21 protein-coding genes and 6 pseudogenes are annotated in these 22,145 nt (G+C 58.1%); 20 read left to right on the top strand and 7 right to left on the bottom strand.

What is annotated here, in order from left to right:
• The first annotated feature begins 114 nt into the window (after positions 1-114).
• From P3R82_RS06460 to P3R82_RS06520, 13 genes and pseudogenes are all read left to right on the top strand, one after another.
• Positions 115-561 (top strand): NUDIX hydrolase, encoded by a 447-nt coding sequence (locus P3R82_RS06460; protein ID WP_112436344.1) that lies wholly within the window; start codon positions 115-117, stop codon positions 559-561.
• 114 nt (positions 562-675) lie between these two features.
• Positions 676-1,881 carry a tryptophan synthase subunit beta gene (gene trpB / locus P3R82_RS06465; protein WP_283193534.1) on the top strand — a complete coding sequence of 402 codons (1,206 nt, stop codon included), beginning with the start codon at positions 676-678 and terminating at the stop codon, positions 1,879-1,881.
• A gap of 516 nt (positions 1,882-2,397) precedes the next feature.
• On the top strand, positions 2,398-2,556 hold the full coding sequence (locus P3R82_RS06470) for a DUF2256 domain-containing protein (RefSeq protein ID WP_283193904.1): 159 nt from the start codon (positions 2,398-2,400) through the stop codon (positions 2,554-2,556).
• Positions 2,557-2,722: 166 nt separating this feature from the next.
• On the top strand, positions 2,723-3,940 hold the full coding sequence (locus tag P3R82_RS06475; protein ID WP_283193535.1) for an FAD-binding domain-containing protein: 1,218 nt from the start codon (positions 2,723-2,725) through the stop codon (positions 3,938-3,940).
• Positions 3,937-4,284 carry a DUF393 domain-containing protein gene (locus P3R82_RS06480; RefSeq protein ID WP_112436342.1) on the top strand — a complete coding sequence of 116 codons (348 nt, stop codon included), beginning with the start codon at positions 3,937-3,939 and terminating at the stop codon, positions 4,282-4,284. Before P3R82_RS06475 ends, P3R82_RS06480 begins: the two co-directional genes overlap by 4 nt.
• Positions 4,281-5,594, top strand: a complete 1,314-nt coding sequence (locus P3R82_RS06485; RefSeq protein ID WP_112436341.1) for an AarF/ABC1/UbiB kinase family protein — start codon at positions 4,281-4,283, stop codon at positions 5,592-5,594. The genes P3R82_RS06480 and P3R82_RS06485 overlap by 4 nt, the downstream gene beginning before the upstream one ends.
• Before the next feature lie 229 nt (positions 5,595-5,823).
• Positions 5,824-7,347 carry a cryptochrome/photolyase family protein gene (locus P3R82_RS06490; RefSeq protein WP_283193536.1) on the top strand — a complete coding sequence of 508 codons (1,524 nt, stop codon included), beginning with the start codon at positions 5,824-5,826 and terminating at the stop codon, positions 7,345-7,347.
• Positions 7,348-7,418: 71 nt separating this feature from the next.
• Positions 7,419-7,781 (top strand): annotated as a pseudogene (locus P3R82_RS06495) (IS3 family transposase); the annotation flags it as partial.
• Between the two features lie 396 nt (positions 7,782-8,177).
• Positions 8,178-9,476 carry a bifunctional sulfur transferase/dioxygenase Blh gene (gene blh / locus P3R82_RS06500; RefSeq protein WP_112989606.1) on the top strand — a complete coding sequence of 433 codons (1,299 nt, stop codon included), beginning with the start codon at positions 8,178-8,180 and terminating at the stop codon, positions 9,474-9,476.
• Entirely contained in the window at positions 9,467-9,814 is a 348-nt protein-coding gene (gene bigR / locus P3R82_RS06505; protein WP_111564772.1) for a sulfite-sensing transcriptional repressor BigR, read from the top strand. The genes blh and bigR overlap by 10 nt, the downstream gene beginning before the upstream one ends.
• On the top strand, positions 9,811-10,221 hold the full coding sequence (locus tag P3R82_RS06510) for a YeeE/YedE family protein (RefSeq protein WP_112436338.1): 411 nt from the start codon (positions 9,811-9,813) through the stop codon (positions 10,219-10,221). The genes bigR and P3R82_RS06510 overlap by 4 nt, the downstream gene beginning before the upstream one ends.
• Positions 10,218-10,649 (top strand): YeeE/YedE family protein, encoded by a 432-nt coding sequence (locus tag P3R82_RS06515; protein ID WP_112436337.1) that lies wholly within the window; start codon positions 10,218-10,220, stop codon positions 10,647-10,649. The genes P3R82_RS06510 and P3R82_RS06515 overlap by 4 nt, the downstream gene beginning before the upstream one ends.
• Positions 10,646-11,424, top strand: a pseudogene (locus P3R82_RS06520) (sulfite exporter TauE/SafE family protein). The gene P3R82_RS06515 and the pseudogene P3R82_RS06520 overlap by 4 nt, the downstream one beginning before the upstream one ends.
• 82 nt (positions 11,425-11,506) lie before the next feature.
• Here the strand turns inward: P3R82_RS06520 and P3R82_RS06525 are convergent.
• The 4 genes and pseudogenes from P3R82_RS06525 to P3R82_RS06540 form a co-directional block, all read right to left on the bottom strand.
• Complete coding sequence (locus P3R82_RS06525; protein WP_283193941.1) at positions 11,507-11,632, bottom strand: hypothetical protein; 126 nt, start codon at positions 11,630-11,632, stop codon at positions 11,507-11,509.
• A 318-nt stretch (positions 11,633-11,950) separates the two neighbouring features.
• Positions 11,951-12,166, bottom strand: a pseudogene (locus tag P3R82_RS06530) (DUF1236 domain-containing protein); the annotation flags it as partial.
• Between the two features lie 125 nt (positions 12,167-12,291).
• Positions 12,292-15,060 (bottom strand): EAL domain-containing protein, encoded by a 2,769-nt coding sequence (locus tag P3R82_RS06535; RefSeq protein WP_112436336.1) that lies wholly within the window; start codon positions 15,058-15,060, stop codon positions 12,292-12,294.
• Positions 15,057-16,037 (bottom strand): FecR domain-containing protein, encoded by a 981-nt coding sequence (locus P3R82_RS06540; protein ID WP_112436335.1) that lies wholly within the window; start codon positions 16,035-16,037, stop codon positions 15,057-15,059. Before P3R82_RS06540 ends, P3R82_RS06535 begins: the two co-directional genes overlap by 4 nt.
• Before the next feature lie 251 nt (positions 16,038-16,288).
• Here P3R82_RS06540 and P3R82_RS30225 point away from each other — a divergent pair.
• Together P3R82_RS30225 and P3R82_RS06545 are read left to right on the top strand one after the other, a co-directional pair.
• Positions 16,289-16,423: pseudogene (locus P3R82_RS30225) on the top strand (CrpP-related protein); the annotation flags it as partial.
• A 70-nt stretch (positions 16,424-16,493) separates the two neighbouring features.
• Positions 16,494-17,054: a hypothetical protein gene (locus P3R82_RS06545; protein WP_349294069.1), complete on the top strand. Its 561-nt coding sequence runs from the start codon at positions 16,494-16,496 to the stop codon at positions 17,052-17,054.
• Between the two features lie 22 nt (positions 17,055-17,076).
• Here the strand turns inward: P3R82_RS06545 and P3R82_RS06550 are convergent, their stop codons facing one another.
• The gene (locus P3R82_RS06550) at positions 17,077-17,313 is read right to left on the bottom strand and encodes a hypothetical protein (RefSeq protein ID WP_283193537.1); all 237 of its coding nucleotides are present in this window, start codon (positions 17,311-17,313) and stop codon (positions 17,077-17,079) included.
• Positions 17,314-17,327: 14 nt separating this feature from the next.
• On the opposite strand from P3R82_RS06550, the pseudogene P3R82_RS06555 reads away from it, so the two are divergent.
• Positions 17,328-17,441 (top strand): annotated as a pseudogene (locus P3R82_RS06555) (SDR family oxidoreductase); the annotation flags it as partial.
• A gap of 27 nt (positions 17,442-17,468) precedes the next feature.
• On the opposite strand, the gene P3R82_RS06560 reads toward P3R82_RS06555, so the two are convergent.
• Complete coding sequence (locus tag P3R82_RS06560) at positions 17,469-18,359, bottom strand: LysR family transcriptional regulator (protein ID WP_113177810.1); 891 nt, start codon at positions 18,357-18,359, stop codon at positions 17,469-17,471.
• A 105-nt stretch (positions 18,360-18,464) separates the two neighbouring features.
• Here P3R82_RS06560 and P3R82_RS06565 point away from each other — a divergent pair, with 105 nt between their 5' ends.
• The 3 genes and pseudogenes from P3R82_RS06565 to P3R82_RS06575 all read left to right on the top strand — a co-directional run bounded on the left by P3R82_RS06565 (position 18,465) and on the right by P3R82_RS06575 (position 20,163).
• The gene (locus P3R82_RS06565) at positions 18,465-19,334 is read left to right on the top strand and encodes an NmrA/HSCARG family protein (protein ID WP_283193538.1); all 870 of its coding nucleotides are present in this window, start codon (positions 18,465-18,467) and stop codon (positions 19,332-19,334) included.
• Positions 19,335-19,371: 37 nt separating this feature from the next.
• A pseudogene (locus P3R82_RS06570) lies at positions 19,372-19,694 on the top strand (AtaL-like protein).
• Between the two features lie 25 nt (positions 19,695-19,719).
• Complete coding sequence (locus P3R82_RS06575) at positions 19,720-20,163, top strand: carbonic anhydrase (protein ID WP_283193905.1); 444 nt, start codon at positions 19,720-19,722, stop codon at positions 20,161-20,163.
• Here P3R82_RS06575 and P3R82_RS06580 read toward each other — a convergent pair.
• Positions 20,076-20,543 carry an Lrp/AsnC family transcriptional regulator gene (locus P3R82_RS06580; RefSeq protein WP_283193539.1) on the bottom strand — a complete coding sequence of 156 codons (468 nt, stop codon included), beginning with the start codon at positions 20,541-20,543 and terminating at the stop codon, positions 20,076-20,078. The two genes, P3R82_RS06575 and P3R82_RS06580, sit on opposite strands and share 88 nt — an antisense overlap.
• A 121-nt stretch (positions 20,544-20,664) precedes the next feature.
• Between P3R82_RS06580 and P3R82_RS06585 the strand changes: the two genes are divergently transcribed.
• Positions 20,665-22,143, top strand: a complete 1,479-nt coding sequence (locus P3R82_RS06585; RefSeq protein ID WP_283193906.1) for an NAD-dependent succinate-semialdehyde dehydrogenase — start codon at positions 20,665-20,667, stop codon at positions 22,141-22,143.
• Positions 22,144-22,145: the final 2 nt, after the last annotated feature.

The raw sequence follows: 22,145 nt of genomic DNA on the forward strand, positions 1-22,145 counted from the left end.
AAAGCCAGTCAATGGATGGCATGTACAACCACATCCTGACTGGATTTTCGTGCGCGAGACCAGCGTCGATGAAGTGTTCTGGAATGAGAAAACTAGATGAGGTATTAACGCCCCATGGTCGGTTGTTCGAACGGCTATATAGATGCCCGAAAAATTTACGACAATACTTTGACCACGGTATTCGTTATCGCGTTTAACGGCGATGGGGAACTTCTATGTATACGCCGCGCGCGCGCTCCGGGCGTAGGTCTGTTGGGACTTCCAGGCGGATACCAGATGCGCGGAGAAACATGGCAGGAAGCCGGAGGAAGGGAAGTGCTTGAAGAGACCGGCTGTGTTATCGAAGCGACAGGTTTGCGACTAATATCACTTTCCACTGATCGATATCACAACAACCTGATCATTGCTCGCACCGATGAGCCTGCAGAAATCACGACCTCGCATGATGATGAAAGCTTGGCCGTTCTGTTCCTGCGCTCGGCTGGCGCACGACAGGAATGGGCACACCCAGACCTTTACGACGCAGCGGCGTCATCCTTGGTGGCAATCGAGACCCCTTGAGGCCAGGATCCAGCCCCGTGCCCAACTCATGCATTCTTCGTGATCAAGTACGGACCGAACGACGGTAGACCGCATACAACCGCAATAGCTCCATAGGAAAAATAAGAGGAACAAATGCTAAAAGTTGCACCGAATGCGCTCCCGGATGAAAATGGGTTCTTTGGCAATTTTGGGGGTCGGTTCGTTTCGGAGACACTGATGCCTTTGCTTCTTTCCGTCACTGAGGAGTGGCAGGCAGCCAAAACGAGTCAAGACTTCTGGGACGAGCTGGAGGACCTGTCGCGACATTATGTTGGCAGACCGAGCCCGCTCTACTTTGCCGAAAGATTGACCGAGCGGCTACAAGGCGCGCGCATTTACCTGAAACGCGATGAACTGAACCACACTGGCTCTCATAAAATAAATAACTGCCTCGGCCAGATTCTCATTGCACTGCGCATGGGCAAAAAGCGCATTATTGCCGAGACGGGCGCTGGTCAGCACGGCGTGGCCACGGCAACGATGGCAGCACGTTTCGGCCTTGAGTGCATCATATACATGGGTGCGACAGATATCGCCCGTCAGGCGCCAAACGTCTTCCGCATGAAGCTCTTAGGCGCTGAGGTTCGCGCCGTCACCTCAGGCAATGGCACGTTGAAGGATGCCATGAACGAAGCCTTACGGGATTGGGTGTCAAACATCGAGGACACCTACTATCTGATCGGAACTGCAGCCGGCCCTCACCCCTACCCCGAGATGGTCAGGACCTTGCAATCCGTGATTGGTAGGGAAACCCGAAAGCAGATCCTGGAGTACGAAGGGCGGCTGCCCGATCTGCTGGTCGCAGCCGTCGGTGGCGGCTCGAACGCAATCGGCTTGTTCTACCCTTTTCTGGGAGATAGCGGCGTTTCCCTGCGCGGCGTAGAACCGGCGGGCAAAGGGCTCGATACGAGGGAACATTGTGCATCCCTGACGAAAGGCTCGCCCGGAGTTCTCCACGGCAATCGCACCTATCTTCTGCAGGATGGCGACGGACAGATCATGGAGGGTCATTCGATCTCCGGCGGCCTTGATTATCCAGGTGTCGGGCCTGAGCATTCGTGGCTCAGGGACGAGGGCCGCGTGACCTACGCATCAGCGACTGATGTCGAAGCACTTGAGGCGTTTCAACTCCTGTCGACGGTGGAAGGCATCATTCCTGCGCTGGAGCCAGCGCATGCCATTGCTGAAGTCATGAAGATAGCACCGACCATGGACCGCGATGCCTTGATGATCGTCAATCTCTGCGGCCGCGGCGATAAGGACATCTTTACGGTATCAACGCTTTTGACGCTTGAGTAGGTTGGCAAGCGGAGTGCCGGGCGTCTTCCCATCAGGCGTACTGAACAGGCCGTGAACAGCCTAGAAATCGGATTACAGACCGCGAATTTCGGTTTACCGACAGGGTTCGCCATGCAGAGATCGCGGCCTCCAGGATCGATGAACCGCAAAACCGGTCCAAGGAACAGCATGACGATGTTGAAGCCTACCACCCAGATGAACATGGTCTCAAGTTTCCGGGTCAGCGGTTGATGCCGGGCTCGAGGTGGCGTGTCGCGGCGTGCCCTATATTCGCAAAGATCCAGAAACACCGGCACCCTCCATATCGAAGCCTTGACATCTTACGGTGAAATCTGTCCGTCAGCCAAGGACAGTTGGTCGCCCCCCCAAACAGCGGCCACGGCCCTGCCGAGACGTGCTGGTCTGCCCTTAAGTCCGAAAAGAAAAGCGAAGTCAGGCCTAGCCTAAAAGCAACTTTTGCGTCGAAATGCACTCATGACGAAGGCTGCGGTCGCCACAGAAATAGGACAAGCGGTGATGCCGAAGATGATCAAGAAATCGGAATTGCCAACCAAAACCTGCGCAACCTGCGGATTGCCCTTCGCGTGGAGACGAAAGTGGGCGAAAAACTGGAACGATGTCAAATTCTGTTCTGACCGCTGCCGTCAGGACAAAAACATGCCGAAGGGCAACTAATCAATCCAGACGTCAGCTCACCAAGACGCTCTTCAAAGCCGCAATGCTATCGAGAATCAGTCCTAAACTTCACAGCATGCGGGCTCAAAGAGCTATGCCCCTTCCGAATGCCGGACCTAAATGTTTGATCCGCACTCTAAGTTTCTACGTATTTAGAGCATCTCAGTTGCTGGGAACTCAATTGGATTGCCGGATCTCAAAATTGGATCGAAATGCGTTCCCTCTCACACGCGAGGCGGCACTCAGCCGAATGGAAGGGTTTTTGCCCCTGGCCGGTGAGGCATACGCGCGCAAGCGCAACGTCGATCTCGGCGCGAACAGCCATGTGCATGTCTCGCGCCTATCGGCGGCACTGCGGCGTCGACTGATCAGTGAAGAGGAGTTGCTTGCCGCGGTCGTGGCGGAGCATGGCCCGGATGTCGCCGAAAAGTTTATTAGCGAGGTGTTTTGGCGCACCTACTGGAAAGGCTGGCTTGAGCAACGACCAGGCGTTTGGGCTGGTTACAAAGAGGCAGTCGAGCGCGGGAAGCAACGACTTGAAGGCGATAGGGGTTTGGCAAGCCGCTACACCGATGCCTGCGACGGGCGCACGGGGATCGACTGCTTTGATGCGTGGTCGCAAGAGTTGCAAGCCACAGAATATCTCCACAACTGGGCGCGAATGCAGTTTGCCTCGATCTGGATTTTCACCCTCGGTTTGCCGTGGGAGCTTGGAGCTGACTTCATGCTGGAGCGTCTGGTCGACGGCGATCAGGCCTCCTATACGCTGTCATGGCGCTGGGTCGCGGGACTGCATACGAGTGCCAAACCTTACCTCGCGAATGCCGAACGCGTACAAGCGACGACCGGCGGCCGGTTCGCGCCCATTGGTCTCGCAACTCGTGCCCTTATTCCACTTGACAATGTTTCCATCCCCGATGCTTCGCCGCCGAGACTGTTTGCCTTACCGGACCCTTCTTGCCCGACGACCCTGTTGCTGACCGTCGTGTCGTTGGAAACCTTGGCGGGAATCAATGCCCTGGATATTCAAGAGATTGCAGTGATGCCAGGGGAAACCGACGCGGACCGGTTGTCACTAGGCGACGCCCTGGTGCGAGCACGACTTCGTTGGCCCAATGCCGCGGTGATAGACTGGGTTGATATAACATCCTGGTCTGACGTTAAGGCATCAGGAAGGGTGCAAATCGTCACCGGCTTTGCTGCGGTGGGGCCAACAGCGGATCGGCTTGAGAAGCTAAAAACAGAATTGGCAGCGCAAGGTATAGCTCTTGCCGAGCACCTGCGGGATTGGGATCGGCGCACCTGGCCACACTATCGAAAGGGTTTCTTTCACCTTCGGGAAAAGATTCCAAGCCTTCTCAATCGGAGGGGTCGCCGAGTATGACCGAACGCGTGACCGTCTGGTTTGATAGCAACTGCCCGCTGTGCCGCCGCGAAATCGCTTTGATACGACGTCTCGATCGCCGTGGAGCGATCCGTTTCCTCGATGCCTGTGACCCTGCGACCGCATGCCCCTTAAACCGAGCAGACATTTTGGCTCGGTTCCATGCGGAGGAGGCCGGCACGCTGTTGTCGGGTGCTGCAGCTTTTGCTGCAATGTGGCGCGCCATTCCGGCGCTACGCCCGCTTGGCCTGATCGCCGGTTGGCCCCCCGTCACGCCGCTGTTCGAAACAGCCTATCTCGGTTTCCTCCGTCACCGGCCCCGTCTTCAGAGGATGCTTCAATGAACGACCGTACCCGTCCCGTCCCGCAGGGCCGGCTCACTCGGCTCGCTGGCCTTGGAAAACTTGCCGGTGGTATTGCCGCTGGCGTCCTTGGCGAAGGCCTGGAAAGACTGGCACGGGGAGACCGGCCGCATTTGTCGGACTTGCTTTTGACCCCAACAAATGCCCGCAGGGTGACCGATCAGCTCTCAAGGATGCGCGGGGCCGCCATGAAACTCGGGCAGATGCTGTCGCTCGATGCCGGCGACCTGTTACCTGCTGAGTTAACCGTGATACTTTCCCAGTTGCGGGACGCGGCCCATATGATGCCATCAAGCCAGTTGCAGAAGACGCTGAATTCGGCTTGGGGTGCCGACTGGAGGCGACATTTCGCCGAATTCGATATCACACCCGTTGCCGCGGCATCGATCGGTCAAGTCCATCGCGGCGTTCTCACGTCTGGGCGGCAGGTCGCGGTCAAAGTCCAATATCCAGGAGTTTCGGCTAGTATCGACGCCGATATCGACAATGTCGCCACGCTACTACGGATGTCAGGCCTGCTTCCACGAGGTCTCGATGTGGCCCCGCTTTTGGCTGAGGCAAAGCGTCAGCTCCACGACGAGGCGGATTATCTGCGCGAAGCAGAGCAAATGGGTCGTTTTGGGCATTTGCTGGCGGGAGATAGCCGTTTTGTCGTTCCCGAACCCATCGAAGCCCTGCTTCGCCCGACGATCCTGCCGATGGATTTTCTGGTGAGCGTTCCGATCGAGACGTTGGTAAGCGCCCCAGCCACCGAAGGAAGAGGTGCAACGGAAGCTCTTTTTGATCTCGTATTGAAAGAGTTGTTCGAATTCGGTCTGATGCAGACGGATCCGAACTTTGCCAATTATAGATGGCAACCAGACAGCGGACGGATTGTGCTTCTCGATTTCGGAGCAACACGGCAAGTACCAGCTCAAACCGTCGAACACTATCGTGGCCTTCTGCGTGCCGGGTTGGCGGGAGATAGGAAAGCTGTCCGAGAAGCGCTTGTTTCGATGGGCTTTGTCTCAAAGGCGCAGGCTTCCAGGCACGCCCCCGCACTCGACGCGGTCATCACAACTGGTCTGCGTCACTTGAACGCAAGCCGTGATGGATTATTTGACTTTGCGGATCGACAGTTTGTCGGAACGGTTCGCGACCAGGCCGCACCTCTCATCGCCGATCGCTCGAGCTGGGGGCTGCCGCCGCCTGACAAACTCTTCATCCAAAGGAAGATCAGCGGCATGGTGCTTCTGCTGACGCGGCTAGAGGCTCGAATGAATATAATGGACCGTCTCGCGGCCTATACTTGATGCATTACGAGCACAGCTGTCGAGCAATGCTGATCGTTCACTTTGGTGCGAAAAACGCGTGGCCGAGCAAAGAGTAAGCCAAACGCCCCTCGCATTGTCTAGCAATCCCCGCTCCACGATTGAATCATCGTAGCACTAGAGAAGATCATGAACCCATCGTCATCGAGACCTTAGCATCCGGCCGTCCCGAACGAGAACCATAGTGATTGCAGATTTGAGGAGTTTGCGTTTGGCAAAACTGATATTGATCCTGGGCGACCAGCTTTGTCCGCAGATTTCGTCGCTGGATGGCGCGAACAAGAATCAGGACGTCGTCCTGATGTGCGAGGTGATGGCCGAGGCGGCCTATGTCGGCCACCACAAGAAGAAGATCGCCTTCATTTTTTCGGCCATGCGCCATTTCGCCGATGAGCTGCGGGAGGCAGGGTTTGCGGTCCGCTATACCAAAATCGACGACGCCGACAACGGGGGCTCTTTCACAAGCGAGCTGAAGCGAGCCATCGAGAGTGTGACGCCGGAAGCGATATGTGTCACCGAACCTGGCGAATGGCGGGTGCTCGAGGAGATGAAGCGGTGGTCAAAAAGCCTTGGCATGCCAGTCGAGATTCGTCCCGACAGCCGCTTTATCTGCTCTCACGAAGAATTCGAGACCTGGGCTGCGGGTCGGAAATCGTTGACGATGGAATTCTTCTATCGCGACATGCGACGCAGGACCGGCCTCTTGATGGAAGGCGAAGCGCCGGTCGGTGGCCGCTGGAATTTCGACGCGGAAAACCGCAAGTCGGCCGAGCCTGACCTATTGCGACCGCGCCATCGCCGTTTTGAAGCCGACGAGATCACGACCGAGGTCCTCGCGACCGTTGCGAAGCTGTTTCCGGACAATTTCGGCAAGCTTGAGCGCTTTGGTTTTGCCGTCACACGGGCGGAAGCAAAAGAGGTTCTGGACGGTTTTATCGCCGATTTCCTGGCCAACTTCGGCGAAACGCAGGACGCGATGTTGCAGGATGATCCATTCCTCAATCACTCGCTCCTGTCCTTCTACATCAATATCGGCTTCCTCGACGCGTTTGCCGTCTGTCGCGCCGCAGAGCGAGCCTATTTCGACGGAGCCGCGCCGCTCAACGCCGTCGAGGGCTTCATACGCCAGATCATCGGCTGGCGCGAATATATGCGAGGCGTCTACTGGCATGCAGGGCCAGGCTACGCAGAGAGCAATTTCTTCGACAACGAAAGTCCCCTACCCTCCTTCTACTGGTCCGGCAAAACCGACATGAACTGCCTGGCGACGGTCATCAACGAGACGATCGAGAATGCCTACGCCCACCATATCCAGCGTTTGATGATCACCGGCAATTTCGCGCTGCTTGCTGGGATCGATCCAAAGGCCGTGCATCGCTGGTATCTCGGAGTTTACGCCGATGCCTATGAATGGGTCGAGCTGCCGAATGTCGTCGGCATGAGCCAGTTTGCCGACGGTGGATTTCTCGGGACTAAGCCCTATGCGGCAAGTGGAAACTACATCAACCGGATGTCCAACTATTGCGGGACCTGCCGCTTCGACCCCAAAAAGCGCATTGGCGAGGATGCCTGTCCATTCAACGCACTCTATTGGGATTTCCTCGCGCGCCATCGCGGCAAGTTACGGTCAAACCGCCGGCTGGCGCAGCCCTATGCCACCTGGGACCGGATGGATAGGGCGGTTCAGAACGAGCTACGGCAACAAGCCAGAATATTCCTGGCCAATCTCAAGTAAAATTGCCATCCACTTATAATGGAATAACGCAATGACCGCACACCCGACGCCATCCGCCGCAGCCTGACAGAATCTTCGAAAGCAACCATCGCTGCTACGGCTATCGCAGACTGCAGGCGTCACTGGCAAGGCAGAGCGTGACAATCTCGGAAAAGGTTGTGCAGCGATTGATGAAACAGGAGAGTTTGGTCGTCGCCAGACCGCGGCGACTGCGTTTTGGCTCGCATATGGAAGAAGTTAGTCCTGCGCCGGAGAACCTGATCAACCGGGAAAAACGGAACTGTTTTATCCTGGCGACTGGAGAACCATCACGATCGAGCAGTTTGTCCGCGAGGTTGATGCCTACATCCGATGGTACAATGAAAAGTGCATCAAATTATCATTGGGATCACTCAGTCCCATCTATCGCAGATAGTCTTGGCCTCAGCGTCTAGATCAGTCCAAGTTTTTATCCGCATCCCCACCGGAGATGCCCTGCATGTAAGCCTCCCTGATAACAGCCGTCAGCGCCTTCCCGGCCATGCACGACAGAGCGCGACATGGTGATCGGATAAAACAGCACCCAGGACACCAGCTCATAGAGCAGCTGTTCGAGCGACTTCGGCGGTTTCATGAAGTCCAAATTTTCTCCCCCTTTGCTTTCTGCCCTAACGTCCTTTTCTTATCAGCGACAGGTCGTGACGTCTCGGCTGTCTTTCGTTCGGCGCACGCCATGCACCGAAGCGGCAGCCCCGCAGTCCGCTGCGACAATCTGCCCATAGAGCGGACTTGAAACATAAACATTATACGTTATATTAAACTGTATATTGTATCAGACTACGGAGCCAGCCATGCCTGTCATCAAGATTTGCGAGAAGCTCTCGGTCTCGCCACAGCCGAGCGTCGACGATATCAGGTCCCTGCGTGACCAGGGATTTGCGACGCTTATCAACAACCGTCCTGACGCCGAGGACGCCGCCCAGCCGGGAACGGAGGCCGAACGCCAGGCGGCCGAACATTGCGGCCTCTCCTATTTCTTCGTTCCCGTCACGCTCGGCACCATTACCGAAGCGGACGTGCGATCGTTCCAGAAGGCGCTCGACGCGTCCGACGGCCGGGTGTTCGCCCATTGCAAGTCCGGCACGAGATCCCTCAGCCTGTATCTGATCGGCGAGGTTCTGCACGGGCGGATGGCTGCCGAAGACGTCATCGAGTTCGGCCGTGCCCACGGCTTCGACACGAGCGCCGCCGCGGCCTGGCTCAAGCAGCACGCGGCACGCCGCCCGCAAGTGAAGGGCTTCTTCGACAAGCGCACCTGGAGCGTCCAGTATGTCGTGTCCGATCCCGATACCGGCAAGTGCGCCATCATCGATCCGGTGCTGGATTTCGACGAAAAGGCCGGAGCCACAGCGACCATCAATGCCGACGCGATCCTCGACTATATCAGGGAGAATGATCTGACGGTCGAGTGGATCCTCGACACCCACCCGCATGCCGACCATTTCTCCGCGGCCCAGTATCTGAAGGAGCAGACCGGTGCCAGAACCGCGATCGGCGAACGCGTCGTGGATGTGCAGCGGCTGTGGAAGGGGATCTACAACTGGCCAGAGCTCGTCACCGACGGCTCGCAATGGGACCGGCTCTTCGCTCACGGCGAGACATTCAAGGTCGGCTGCATAGACGCCAAGGTGATGTTCTCGCCAGGCCATACGCTTGCCTCGATTACCTATGTGGTCGGCGACGCGGCCTTCGTCCATGACACGCTGTTCATGCCCGACAGCGGCACGGCGCGCGCCGACTTTCCGGGTGGCGACGCCCGCATCCTTTGGACGTCGATCCAGGACATCCTCACCCTGCCGGACGAGACCCGCATCTTCACCGGACACGACTACCAGCGAGGCGGCCGTGCTCCGCGCTGGGAGAGCACTGTCGCCGCGCAGAAGAAGTCCAACGGGCATCTTGCTGGCGTGAGCGAAGACCAGTTCGTCGCGCTGCGGACGAAACGTGACAAGACGCTGCCGATGCCGAAGCTGATCCTGCACGCCCTGCAGGTGAATATTCGCGGCGGACGTTTGCCGGAGCCTGAAGCCAATGGCAAGCGCTACCTCAAGTTTCCGCTCGACGCATTGCAGGGAGCCGCATGGGAATGAGTCCCGTATCGAAAGCTGTAGCGAAGGCAGGCCTCTCCCTTGCCGAGATGGCAGGCCGGGCCGGAGAGGTTGCCGATCTCCTGAAGACGTTGTCCCACCAGGCGCGGCTGATGATCGTGTGCACGCTGGTCGAGGGCGAGTTCTCGGTCAGCGAACTCGAGGAAAAACTCGACTTCCATCAGCCGCATCTTTCTCAATATCTGACGGTGCTGCGGAACTCGGGCATTGTCGAAACCCGGCGGGAGGGAAAGCAGATATTCTACCGCCTGACGGAAGAGAAGGCGGCCCGGCTCGTCGGCGCCCTCTACGATATCTTCTGTGCGGAGGAAGAGACATGACCCCCTATCTCCAGTCTTTGGCAGGCGGCATGCTGATTGGCGCATCCGCGGCCATGCTCCTGCTTTTGAACGGCCGGATTGCCGGCATTAGCGGCATCGTCGGGCGTCTGGCGCAAGGCGTCGGACTGACTACCAATCTCGCCTTCGTGCTTGGCCTCCTGATCGGGCCGTTGGCGTACCTGCTGGCATTCGGCGGGTGGCCGATCGTCGAGATCACCGCAACCTGGCCGCTGATCATCGTTGCCGGGCTGCTCGTTGGCTTCGGCTCGCGCATGGGCTCTGGTTGCACCAGCGGGCACGGCGTTCTCGGGCTTGCCCGCCTGTCGCCGAGATCCATGGTGGCCGTCGCCACATTCCTGTCGGCCGGCGTGATGGCCGTCGCAGTTCTTCGAGGACTTGGATTATGAGCAGAAACAGCTACCAATTCGGCGCCGCCGTTGCCTCAGGCATCGTCTTCGGCATCGGCTTGTCGCTCTCCGGCATGCTGAACCCTGTTCGAGTCCAGGGCTTCCTCGACGTCTTCGGCAACTGGGATCCAAGTCTTGCCTTCGTCCTCGGCGGCGCCGTCGCCGTCGCCTTCGTCGGCGTGCAGGTGATGAAGCGGATGCGGCACCCGGCCTTCGACGACAGCTTCCATTTGCCCACGAACCGAAAGATCGACGCGCCGCTTGTCATTGGTTCGGCGCTCTTCGGTCTCGGCTGGGGGATTGGCGGCTTGTGCCCCGGTCCTGCTGTCGCCTCCCTGTCGGTTGGCATCCCCCAGACGGTCCTTTTCGTCTTGGCCATGCTGATCGGCATGACCCTTTACGACCGGGTCTGGAGCACAAGGACATGACTGGTTCCGTCTTTGCGGCCGTCGGTTCCGGCGGGATCGTCGGCTTCATGCTCGGCCTTCTAGGCGGTGGCGGGTCGATCCTGGCGACCCCGCTCCTCCTCTACGTCGTCGGCGTCGTCCAGCCGCATGTCGCGATCGGGACCGGCGCGCTGGCGGTCTCGGTGAACGCCTTCGCCAACTTCGCGAGCCACGCCATCAAGGGGCACGTCTGGTGGCGGTGCGCAGCCGTCTTCTCCGCGCTAGGCGTCCTCGGCGCGCTTGCCGGCTCCAGCCTCGGAAAGGCGATGGACGGAGACCGGCTGATCTTCCTGTTCGGCATACTGATGGTCGTGGTCGGCGCTCTTATGCTCAAGCCCAGGAAGCCGACACCAGTCGAAAATCGGCCGGTCGATCTCAGGATGTGCCTTGTCACTGCGGCCGTGGCGCTTGCCGCGGAGCGGCTTCCGGCTTCTTCGGGATCGGCGGGGGGTTCCTGATCGTCCCAGGTCTGATGCTTGCCACCGGCATGCCGATGATTAACGCGATCGGCACGTCGCTCCTCTCAGTCGGCGCGTTCGGCCTGGCAACCGCGCTGAACTATGCAGCGTCCGGGCTGGTGGACTGGTGGCTAGCAGCCGAGTTCATCGGTGGAGGCGTTGTTGGCGGCCTGCTTGGCATGATGGTCGCGACGCGGCTGAGCGCCTACAAGAACGTCCTCAACCGCTTGTTCGGGGCGCTCATATTCATCGTCGCCGGCTATATCTTCTACCGGAGCGGGGGCGCCACGTCCTCTTGAGGTCAGCCCTGCCAGGCGCCGGGTATGGTTGGCCTGAACATTCATCACCCAACGTTGTGATCTAATGGACCGAGATGTGAAGTCACGATGTCGTTTCCGGAACAGAGGTGGCGGCATCAAGTTTGAGGTCATCAACAATGAAGTCATCATGACCTTCCTTGGTCTCGAAGCCGAAATGCTGGGCGCGGCTGCAGTTCGCGTTCACCAATGTTGAAACGCTCGACCAGCTGCCTTGCGATCTCCGGCCCTGTCAGCCCATCGGCGAGGCGCACGTCCAGAATGGCGATATCGGCCTCGGGAGCCAACTCCAGAGATCGGGATCCCTCAGATCGCGCAAGTCCTGCTCCGTGGTCTCCGCCATGCCGATGGAGGCCATGGCCGATGCGACCGTAACCGTGCCCACGACCGTGGCTATTCCAAACGCAGCGCTTGCGAGGCCGTGGATGTTCGCCCGCCGCAACTCGGCGGCGGCGGTCCAATCGGGTCAGGCGGCACGGGCAGTTGCCGGGCCGCCAACCGGGCTCGATCAATTGATGACATGGATCACCTTGCGGGCCGAAGGTTCGATAATAACCCGCTCGTTGTTGACGATCGCGTAGCCATATCTCGGGTTCTCGGGAACCGGCGTGACCACGACAGTCTCTGGCAAGGCATGACCGACGACGACCTTTTCCTGCACGACGACAGGCGCTGCCGGAGCCGGCGCTTCGCGAACATAAGTAACAACCTTTGCCGGCGGCGGCAGCGCCGGACAAACGGCTGTAATTGCTGCAGGCTCCGATGGCGCAGCCACGTAGGTGGCGCTGGAAGTAATGATGGCGAAAAAGAAATGTACTTATAGTGATTGATCGCAACTCCATTACGAGGTCACGTTCCAACTGCCAGAAGTGCGGTGGTACGCTCAAAGAGCTCCTGCGCCGCCTGTGGCTTCCCAAAGAGATAGCCTTGCCCCGTTTCGCATCCGAGCCATTGCAGGGTTTCGACTTCAGACTTGCCCTCGATCCCCTCCGCGACGACGGCGAGCTTCAGCCCATGCGCCAGCGAAACAACAGCTTTGACAATTTCCAGAGCACCACCATCGGCGTTCATGACCCGAACGAAAGACTGGTCGATTTTCAGCTTATCCAAAGGAAGCGAAGCCAGGTAACTCATTGACGAGTAGCCCGTGCCGAAATCGTCAAGTGCTATGGAAATTCCCACACCTCTCAATCTGCGCATTTTCTCGATAGTTGGTCCGCCTTGCTCCAAAAATGTGGACTCGGTCAACTCGAGGCAGAGACGCGACGCGGCCAAACCGGAAGCGGCTATTGCTTCCTGAACACTCGCCTCAACGTCGGACCTTGCGAACTGAATAGGAGACACGTTGACTGCCACCGAGATGTCGCCTGGCCAATTGGCTGCCTCTGTGCATGCTTCCATCAGTGTCCAGCGCCCCATTTCGCATATAAGCCCGGTGGACTCCGCGATCGGGATGAATTCGAGAGGCGAGATAAGACCGAATTCCGGATGCTGCCACCTGATAAGAGCCTCAGCGCCGATCAGCCGGCCACTGGCGAGTTCGATTTGTGGCTGGTACAGCAAGAAGAATTGGCTTTGTACGAGCGCCTCTCGCATGTCAGCTTCCAGACGCCGCGCTCGCGCTTGGCGAACGGCCGAAGCGGGATCATATTGCGCCCACTGGCGGCCAGGCACAGAGCGTACCAAATCCAGTGCGGACTCGGCCTCCCTGACGCGGCTTTCAGCACTGGCATCGGCGTTCTGCGCAATACCAACCCGAATACCGACAGGTACCGAGGTGAACCCGACGGCGATTGGATCCGTAAACAGATCAAGAAGCCTAGAAGCGACACGTTCCGCCTCTTGAAGGTCCGGGGAACTCAAAGCGACTGCGAAAATATCTCCTGCCAATCTGGCAATGAGGATCTCGCCCAACTCTGAACGCAGGTGGGTGGCTATAGCCCTCAGCACGTCGTCGCCGGTATCCCGACCGAGGGTCGCGCAGACGCCAGAAAATCGCTCGACGTCAAGCACCGCGATTTGGCGGGCCTCCTTGGACACATCAAGGCGGGCTGCGAACTCGCGACGATTGAGAAGCCCAGTGAGCTCATCGTGTTCGGCTAGGTATCGCAGCCGTTCATGATATAGTCGACGAGCTGTCACGTCTCTTAAAATGAGGCAGCCAGCAAAACCGTCATCATGTTGAGTAGCGTCAGTTCGCTCGTTCGGTGAGATCGTTGTGACGACCTCGAGATGAACGGTCCTCGCACCGACCTGCGTCGAGAACTCCATGGTCGTCGAATGAATTTTCGAAGGGTCGGCGCAATGTTTCGCGATGAGCACCTGCACGGCTTCGACAACTGTAGGATCGGCATGGTTGAAAAGATCGTTACCGACCTTTGTATTGAATAGCTGCTTGGCAGACTGGCTCGCTTCGATAATTTTGAGACGACCGTCGAACGCAATGACACCGTCGGAACTGTCTTGAATGATCCGTTCCATCAACCGGCGGGTATTTTTCCTCTCGACGTTTGCGACGACAAGGAGCATTTGCCCGAAATCAAGCCGTTCATTGAGAAACATCAGAAAAGAAAGCGACAGGATCAACCACGGGACGGCGGTTCCAATGATGAAACCGAACTCCTTCTGAAGAAGAAACGCGACGATTTCGATCAGCAACCCCAAAGATCCCGTAAGAATTGCCAAGCTTGCGATGCCGATCGAGCGCCAGGTCAGAGCGACCACAATCAGCACCGCGGAAAAAAACAACTCAAGGGGTAGTTGGTTGAAGGTGCGAAGGTCCCTATTCTGCAACAAGGTTTCGGCTGCAAGAACATGGATCATTGGACCAGCCAACACGCTATAAATTGGAACGGGGAAGATGTCCTTCAGTTCAGTGGCCGAGGCTCCAACAACAATCGATCTCCCTCTCAGCGCATCGGCGCCCACATGACCGTTGAGCACGTCAGACAAAGAGAACGTCGGAACGGTATCCGGACGTATTGAAAAATCAATCAAAGACGTCCCGGTATGCCTGTCTGATTTCGCCAAAGAAGCCGCAGCGGATTGCGTGGAGACGGCATCAGATTCCTCTCCAAGCGAGAAGCGACGAACATTGCCATCCAGATCCAATGCAACATTTGCGAACACTGGCCATGACTTCTCGGCCAGCAAGCCAATCGGCTTGGTGATAGTGGTTTTAAAACCCTTAGCTGTGACTTGCTGGCGAAAAATTGGGAGAAGGACACTTCCACCAGCTCGGTCGAGACCTGCGGCAAGCTTATCATCCTCAGACTTCTGTGAAGGTGTGCTGAAGTCGACGTCGATGAAAATGTCACCAGCACCAGCAGCGGAAATCCGGTCGATCAGCTCGGCGTATACGCCACGTGGCCAAGGCCAGATACCTATAGCGTCCAAGCTCTTTTTATCGATGGCTATGAACGCGAGCGTCCCGGTGGCACTGCGGGGAGCCATTTGAAATCGCTTCGCGACGAAGTTGTCGTTCCAATTCTGCACCACAAACATACCGGGCGCGACCAACGGCAATGCTATCATGCTGGCAATTAGGGCAAGTCGAAGAACAACAGACCCAGATCTACCGCCTAGCGACCTCCAGAGAGCCTTGGATTTGGCAATCACTTGTTGTTGCCCCTGCCGCCGTTACCATTTCCACTGTTTCCGTTTCCGGTTGCCCCCCCATTACCATTGCCGTTCCCGTTATTTCCGTTTCCATTTCCACCACCACTGTTGCCGTTACCACCGTTACCATTGCCGCCGCCGCTGCCGTTCCCGCCTGCGCCACCGTTGCCGTTTCCATTCCCGTTATTTCCTTCGCCGTTTCCACCACCGTTGTGGCCGCTGTTGCCATTTCCACTGGTGTTGCCGCCGGAACCGCCAGCGTTTCCATTACTGCTACCTTCTCCACTTGCGTTGCTGCTTTTGCTATCAGACGCTCCTTTACCTGCGGAAGCGCGGCCGGCGGTTACCGGTCCTCCGCTCGGCTTCACTTGCCCGATTGCAGGAATGCGCGCAGCCGAACGCGGAACACTAATAATGGATGGTTCTACTTGGCCCGACACTGTCATTCCTTGCTTGCGATCAACAGCCGCTTTCTGACGGGGACCGATGTTGGACCGCTGTCCGCTCGCAAATGAGGTAACTTCAACCAGTCCCCGATCCACTGAAACGGATGCCTTGGTCCTGCCGACCGTCACGTGAAAGATGGTCCCCTTCACGACGGCGGCGAGAAACGGCGTCTGAACAGTCGTATGAGGCTGGCTTCTCCTTTCGATCTCGAGGTCAATCGAACCAACCTGCTGAAGGATCTCAGTCTTGCGGGCGAAGAAGCCAGACGTTGTGATGGAAGCGAGTGTGTCTGGTTGCAATGAGATTGCTTCGACGCCTCGCGTAAGCTGCAGTCGCCCGCGAGGCCCAGTCGATAGCCATGCCTTGTTTGGAACTACATCTCCAACATGGACGTCGGACCAGGTCGATTGATCGACCGTTACCTTAACCTGACTTGTGGTCTTAACGACAACCCAGTCATCGCTGGCAGCCTGGGCTGGACCGGAAAAGAAAACAACCACCAGAAAAACCCAACGAAAAACAAACGACATGCACTGCCCCCTAGACTGATAATGGTATAAGGGCACGCTTCAGTTAAGAATGATTATAGAGAAGCAGCAATAGCCCTCGTCCGCTGGCGTACAGAACCGGTCGCTACCGCAACCGTGGCGGCGTTGACCTACAACCGTTGCCAGGCGAGAAACTTATAGTCGTGCACCTTGAAATCGACTGCATTTGAGTTAGTTGCCTCGCAATCTTGGGGGCACGTTTGACGATTGATGAATTGATTGACCTACAGGAGGTGGGTGGGAGAGCTCGGTTGTTAGGCCTACCCATGCATGACAATCCCTATGTTCGTCCACAGCAGCTAGCTAAGTCAGATCCCGATTTGGTTGGAGACCGCGCGATCAGGCACGATGCTTGGAAGTTCGGTTGGGAAGTGGAAGATGCAGCCTTAAGGATACACATCTCACGTCGTTTCAACGAGGATGCCGACGATTACGCCGATGCGCATTCGTTTCGGGCCAGGAAAGGGGCAGCGCTTGCATTTGCATGCAGCAACGCCTTCCCCCCAGGTCACGCGCTTTGCGGCGGGCTTCTCCGAGACCTTTCACGGCGAGCTCTGGCGGATCTATTCGCTGTCGATCCCAAATAAACGGTCACGATTGAGGTCACCGAAAAGATCGATCTCAGACAAGGTCTTGTCGAGAATATCCCCCTCAATCTCGCCTTTCCGCCTCTCGTTCTCTTGCCAGTCATCGCCATCATCATCTGGGCTTGCGATCAAAAACGGCCTTGGAAGTATCAGGGGACTGGTTTCGCAGATCAGGACAAAGACGTCGGACGATCTATCGATTATCGCCACCAGGACGTTGCTGCGGGATCTCACCCCGCTTGTGCACCCACTCAACAATCTCCTGCGCAAGCTCGGCCGCTCGCTGACCATGGAGCGGCGTTTCTCCGATCTTGCCGCCCATCAGCTCCGTAGGCCACAGGCCGGCATCAAGCTGCTGCTGCAGCATCGTCGCTCCATAAATCGAGGCGCACTGCACCCATCGCATCCGTGAATGTCAGCTCGGTTTTCCTGTCCTATCCGGCGGCATAAAGGCCCATGTTTTGGCCGAGGACGTCGCCCGCCCACAACGTCACGAGACTATAAATAGCGAGGAGCGAAGGTGTCGTGCGAAGGATAGCGTTACCTCTCCACTGGCGCTGCGTCTCCACACCCAGATGAGCGCGTGTCTCTGCGAAGGTCATCTCGATTTGCCAGCGACGGACAAAGTAGGCAATGATTTGGCTTGGCTCGAGATCGGTGTCGGTGCTCATGAGCGCTTGAGGTTCGCGGCGGCCTAATTCGAGATGCGCTTGCCAACATGATTCCTCTCGGCCGTGTGGGCAGACCTGATCAGGTGGCAGCGGCAGCCCTCTTCCTTGCCAGCGACGAGAGCAGTTTCACTGTGTGGAGCAGGCTGGCCAGGTTGTCACTTACTAATGTAGGCTGCCAGTTCATCGGGGGTTGCGTTGGGAAAAATCTGCTTCAAGTATTCCAGGAATGCCGAGACACGGGCGCTGAGCAGTCGCCGCGATGGATAAAGCGCCCATAGAGCGATCTCCGAACCCTCGACATCTCCCCAATGTTGCAAAGTCCCGTCTGCCAGATCGTGGTCTACCAGCGAGATCGGCAGACGTGCAGCGCCAACGCCGGCTCGCACAGCATCCCGAACCATAATGAGGGACGACAGCGAGAGGACCGGTTCGATCCTTATCTTTTCAGGGCCCTTAGACGTCATGAAGTTCCAGGTCTCAGGACTGCTGGATCCACGCACGACGGCCGGGGCCGGTAGTTCGCCGCGAGGGCGGGTAAGATCAGGGCTCGCCACAACGACCAGCCGGTCACGCAGGAAAGCTCGACCGACAAGAGTTTCGTCCGGATCTGGATTAACCCGGATCACCAAGTCATATCCCTCCTCGATCATGTCGACGGGCCGGTCTTCCGCGGTGATCTCCAACCGCACCTCCGGATGTCTTAAGGCAAAGCCCGCGGCAATCTTGCCCATGGCAGTTTGCGACAGAAGAAGCGGCGCACTGATCCGCAATCGGCCGCGCGGCGTCTCAGCGCCCGAAGCAATCGCTGCCGCCGTTTCGTCCACTTCGGTCAGCAGCGCGGCTGTTCGCTCGTAAAGAGCCCGCCCTTCCTCGGTAAGCTTGAGGTTACGCGCGCCACGTTCGAACAAACGTAGTGACAGGGAAGCCTCTAGCTCGGTTACGCGCCGCGACAGGGTCGCCTTAGGCCGGCCGGTGGCCCGCGCAGCTCTCCCGAACCCTCCATGGCGGGCAACCAGGTTAAAGTCAGCAAGAGCAATCAGGTCCATCGTCGTTCCATCTGTGAGACGGCAAGTCTAAAATATCGGACTATCGAGCCATCAGTGAACCATCCATATTCGGCGTGTCAAGCATCCAAACCCGGAGATTCTTCCATGACCGTTCTCGTTACCGGCGCCACCGGTAATATTGGCAGCCAAGTCATCCAGCACCTTGTCAATCACGGCGCTGAAGTTCGCGCCCTCGTCCGCCATCCCTCCAAGGCAAATTTCCCTGCAGGCGTTGACCTCGTGAAAGGTGACTTTCTCGACGTCGACTCGCTGCACAGCGCCTATGACGGAGTTTCCACCCTGTTCTTGCTCAACGCTGTAGCACCGGACGAATTCACCCAGGCTCTGATCGCGCTTAATGTGGCTCGCGCAGCTGGCATTGAACGCATCGTCTATCTGTCGGTCATTCACCCCGATGTTTACGTGAACGTGCCGCACTTTGCCGGCAAGTTCGGCGTCGAGCGGATGATCGAGCAGATGCGCCTTCATGCCACCATCCTACGCCCGGCCTACTTCATCCAAAACGATCTGACGATCAAGGACGTCATCACACGCCACGGCGTCTACCCGATGCCCGTCGGCGACAAGGGACTTGCCATGATTGATGCGCGAGATATCGCGGAGATCGCCGCCCTTGAGCTGTTGCGTCGCGAGCAGGCCGCACAGCCACTCCCGTTCACGCGGCTCAATCTGGTCGGGCCCGCGGCGCTTACCGGAACGGAAATCGCCGCCATCTGGACGGACGTAATTGGCCGTCACATCCAATACGGCGGCGATGATACCGCGGCATTCGAGCAGAACCTCAAGCAGTTCATGCCAGCCTGGATGGCTTACGACATGCGCATGATGGCCGAGCGCTTCCTGACTGACGGAATGCTGCCTGAGGACGGTGATGTCGAGCGCCTGACGACGCTCCTCGGCCGTCCACTCCGTTCTTATCGCGCCTTTGCCTCGGAGACCACGGCCTCTCTCTGAGGAAGGCCGTCCCACATCTCGAACGAGGAACATCATCATGATTTATTCGACCGCAACCGTTACGGTGAACCCCGAAGGCGAAACAAAACTTACCCAGGAGCAGGTCTGGAAGGGCCTGGAGCTGAAGGTGCGCGATGCGCGCCTGTTTCTCCCGCCCGGTCTCTGCACACGCTGCGATGTCGTGGAAACGGCTTACTGAAGCTTGGATTCCACTGCTATCTCGGTTTGCGCGACAACCAGCCTGGCGGCCCGGAAGAGCGGGCCGAGCAGGCGCAGTTCGACAGCGACGAGGGCTGCAGATCGGCGCTGCTGTCGACGCTGAAGCGGGCGCGCGAACTGCTCGCAGAAGGCAAGCTCTGATCACGCACTGGCCTTCAAGCGGATCCTGCGTTATGCAGACTCCGCCCGTGTCGTGAACGAGGCCCGGCAGCACAAGGACGAAACCGCCAAGGTTGCGTCGATGGTGCGTGAAAATGTCATCGCTCAGCTCGCCAACATCCAGCCCCACCCGTCGGTACGGTTCGCCCTCGCAGAAGGGCGCGTCACCCTCCATGGCTGGATTTACGACATCGCGAGCGGGCTTATCGAAGCTTTCGACGGCAGCAGGGGCGCCTTCGTTTCCCTTGCGGACAATCCCGAGGTCCAAGCCATCAAATATCAAGCCAGGCGCGTTGCAACGATGAAGTTTCTAGGGCGGAAACTGTCTCATGCCCTAATTCAACCCATCCATGCCGGCGCCGATCACTCGTCCATCGGGAACGCAAAACCAGCTTTCACTCGATCCATCACGACCATGGTCTTGAACCCCTTGATATCGTGGTTCTCATAGAAGAACCTGCGCGTGAAGGCTTCGTAGTCCTCCATGTCCTTCGCCGTTATCACCAAGATGAAATCGGCATCGCCCGTCACGTAATAGCCGATCATCACTTCTCGGGTGGCGCGGATCGCCGCCTTGAAACGATCAACGATATCGGCCCGTTCGCGCTCAAGCGAGACAAGGACGATCATTGTAATCCCACGACCGGCCGCCTTGGGTGAGACGATCGATACGTCCGCCTCGATCACCCCTTCCTCACGCAATCGCTTCAGACGGCGCTGGCAAGCCGTCGGCGAGAGATTGATGATCTTTGCCAACTCTTCCGAGGTCAAGCGGTTGTTCTTCTGGATGGCATCGAGGAGTGCCCTGTCGGCTCGATCAAGCGTTAGCATGCGGAAATCCTGCGATCAGCACCAATATAAGCATGATTCCTGCATCCGGGCTGACATCAATGCAGGCAATCGATCATGGCGAGAGGTTAGTCTCTTTGTAAACATCTTATTGGAGCTTCGCATGAAAGGCCTTGCCAATACCGCGCTGAAAAACCTGAAACGACCCGATCTGATCGAACGCCGGGCCTTTCTGAACGGCGCGTGGGCTGCGCGTGGAAAGACCCTGTACGTCATTGATCCGGCAACCGGTGAGCAGTTCGCAGAAGTCGCGGCTTGCTCGCTCGAAGATGCCGATGCCGCCGTCGATGCTGCGAGAAACGCCTTTGTCGACTGGCGTGACAAACTCCCCGTTGCACGCGGTCGGATCCTACGCACGTGGGGCGGGCTGATGCGCGACAACGCCCAGGATCTCGCCATCATCATGACGACCGAACAGGGCAAGCCGCTGGCGGAGTCACTCGGCGAAATTTCCTATGCCGCAAGTTTCCTCGAATGGTTTGCCGGCGAAGCCGAGCGTGCCTATGGCGAAACGTTTCCGAGCCACCTACCAGGCAGCCGGCTTTCGGTCCAGATGCAGCCGATTGGCGTTACCGTGGCGATCACGCCATGGAACTTTCCCTGTGCCATGATCACGCGCAAGGCGGGCGCCGCGCTGGCGGCTGGCTGCACCATGATCGTCAAGCCTGCTCCCGAAACGCCGCTTTCAGCGCTCGCCTTGGCAAAACTTGCCCAAGAGGCTGGAATGCCGGCCGGCGTCTTTCAGGTTATCACAGGCGAAGCCGCGCCGCTTGCCCGCCGCCTGCTGGAACACACGGATGTGCGGGCGTTTTCCTTCACCGGTTCGACGGAAGTCGGGCGCATCCTGCTCAGCCAATCGTCGGCCACCGTGAAGAAAGCCTCGTTGGAACTTGGCGGCCATGCACCGTTCATCCTGTTTGACGACGCCGAATTTTCCAAGGCCGTAAAGGGCTGTATCGGCGCCAAATTCGCCACGTCGGGACAGGATTGCCTCGCCGCCAACAGGATATACGTCCAGCGCGGCAACCACGATCGGTTTGTGGATGCCTTTGCGAAGGCGACCCGAGAGCTTAAGGTCGGCCACGGTCTTGAACCCGCCACCAAGATCGGGCCGATGACGCGGCCGACTGTTGCAGAGAAATGCCGTCAGCAGATCGCCCAGGCGCTCTCGGCCGGTGCACGTCTCGTGTGCGGCGGGCAGGACAGTCCACTCGGTGGCAATTTCGTAATGCCAACCGTGCTTGCCGACGTCACGGACGAAATGCTGATTGCCCGCGAGGAGACCTTCGGCCCGGTCGCAGCCATACTGGCGTTCGATGACGAGGAGGAGGTACTCTCCCGTGCCAATGCCACCGAAATGGGGCTGGCGGCCTATCTCTACACCAACGATCTTGGCAGGGCGATGCGCCTCACCGATCGACTTGAATACGGCATGATTGCCGTCAACACGCCGAAATTCACCGGCGCCCCGATACCCTTCGGTGGCTGGAAGCAATCCGGCCTTGGTCGCGAAGGCTCGCGCCACGGCCTCCTAGAATATCTCGAAGCAAAATATGTCTGCTTCGGCAATCTCGCCGCATGAAA

Source organism: Rhizobium sp. AN80A (assembly GCF_030053015.1).
GTDB classification, from domain to species: domain Bacteria; phylum Pseudomonadota; class Alphaproteobacteria; order Rhizobiales; family Rhizobiaceae; genus Rhizobium; species Rhizobium metallidurans.

Excerpts from the sequence above, each read along its gene's own strand:
- P3R82_RS06510 (WP_112436338.1), top strand. The coding sequence starts at position 9,811 with ATGACCCCCTATCTCCAGTCTTTGGCAGGCGGCATGCTGATTGGCGCA.
- P3R82_RS06485 (WP_112436341.1), top strand. The coding sequence starts at position 4,281 with ATGAACGACCGTACCCGTCCCGTCCCGCAGGGCCGGCTCACTCGGCTC.
- P3R82_RS06460 (WP_112436344.1), top strand. The coding sequence starts at position 115 with ATGGTCGGTTGTTCGAACGGCTATATAGATGCCCGAAAAATTTACGAC.
- P3R82_RS06560 (WP_113177810.1), bottom strand. The coding sequence starts at position 18,359 with ATGGACCTGATTGCTCTTGCTGACTTTAACCTGGTTGCCCGCCATGGA.
- bigR (WP_111564772.1), top strand. The coding sequence starts at position 9,467 with ATGGGAATGAGTCCCGTATCGAAAGCTGTAGCGAAGGCAGGCCTCTCC.
- P3R82_RS06515 (WP_112436337.1), top strand. The coding sequence starts at position 10,218 with ATGAGCAGAAACAGCTACCAATTCGGCGCCGCCGTTGCCTCAGGCATC.
- P3R82_RS06545 (WP_349294069.1), top strand. The coding sequence starts at position 16,494 with ATGCGCATTCGTTTCGGGCCAGGAAAGGGGCAGCGCTTGCATTTGCAT.
- P3R82_RS06470 (WP_283193904.1), top strand. The coding sequence starts at position 2,398 with ATGCCGAAGATGATCAAGAAATCGGAATTGCCAACCAAAACCTGCGCA.
- blh (WP_112989606.1), top strand. The coding sequence starts at position 8,178 with ATGCCTGTCATCAAGATTTGCGAGAAGCTCTCGGTCTCGCCACAGCCG.
- P3R82_RS06580 (WP_283193539.1), bottom strand. The coding sequence starts at position 20,543 with ATGCTAACGCTTGATCGAGCCGACAGGGCACTCCTCGATGCCATCCAG.
- P3R82_RS06585 (WP_283193906.1), top strand. The coding sequence starts at position 20,665 with ATGAAAGGCCTTGCCAATACCGCGCTGAAAAACCTGAAACGACCCGAT.
- trpB (WP_283193534.1), top strand. The coding sequence starts at position 676 with ATGCTAAAAGTTGCACCGAATGCGCTCCCGGATGAAAATGGGTTCTTT.
- P3R82_RS06565 (WP_283193538.1), top strand. The coding sequence starts at position 18,465 with ATGACCGTTCTCGTTACCGGCGCCACCGGTAATATTGGCAGCCAAGTC.
- P3R82_RS06540 (WP_112436335.1), bottom strand. The coding sequence starts at position 16,037 with ATGTCGTTTGTTTTTCGTTGGGTTTTTCTGGTGGTTGTTTTCTTTTCC.
- P3R82_RS06550 (WP_283193537.1), bottom strand. The coding sequence starts at position 17,313 with ATGAGCACCGACACCGATCTCGAGCCAAGCCAAATCATTGCCTACTTT.
- P3R82_RS06480 (WP_112436342.1), top strand. The coding sequence starts at position 3,937 with ATGACCGAACGCGTGACCGTCTGGTTTGATAGCAACTGCCCGCTGTGC.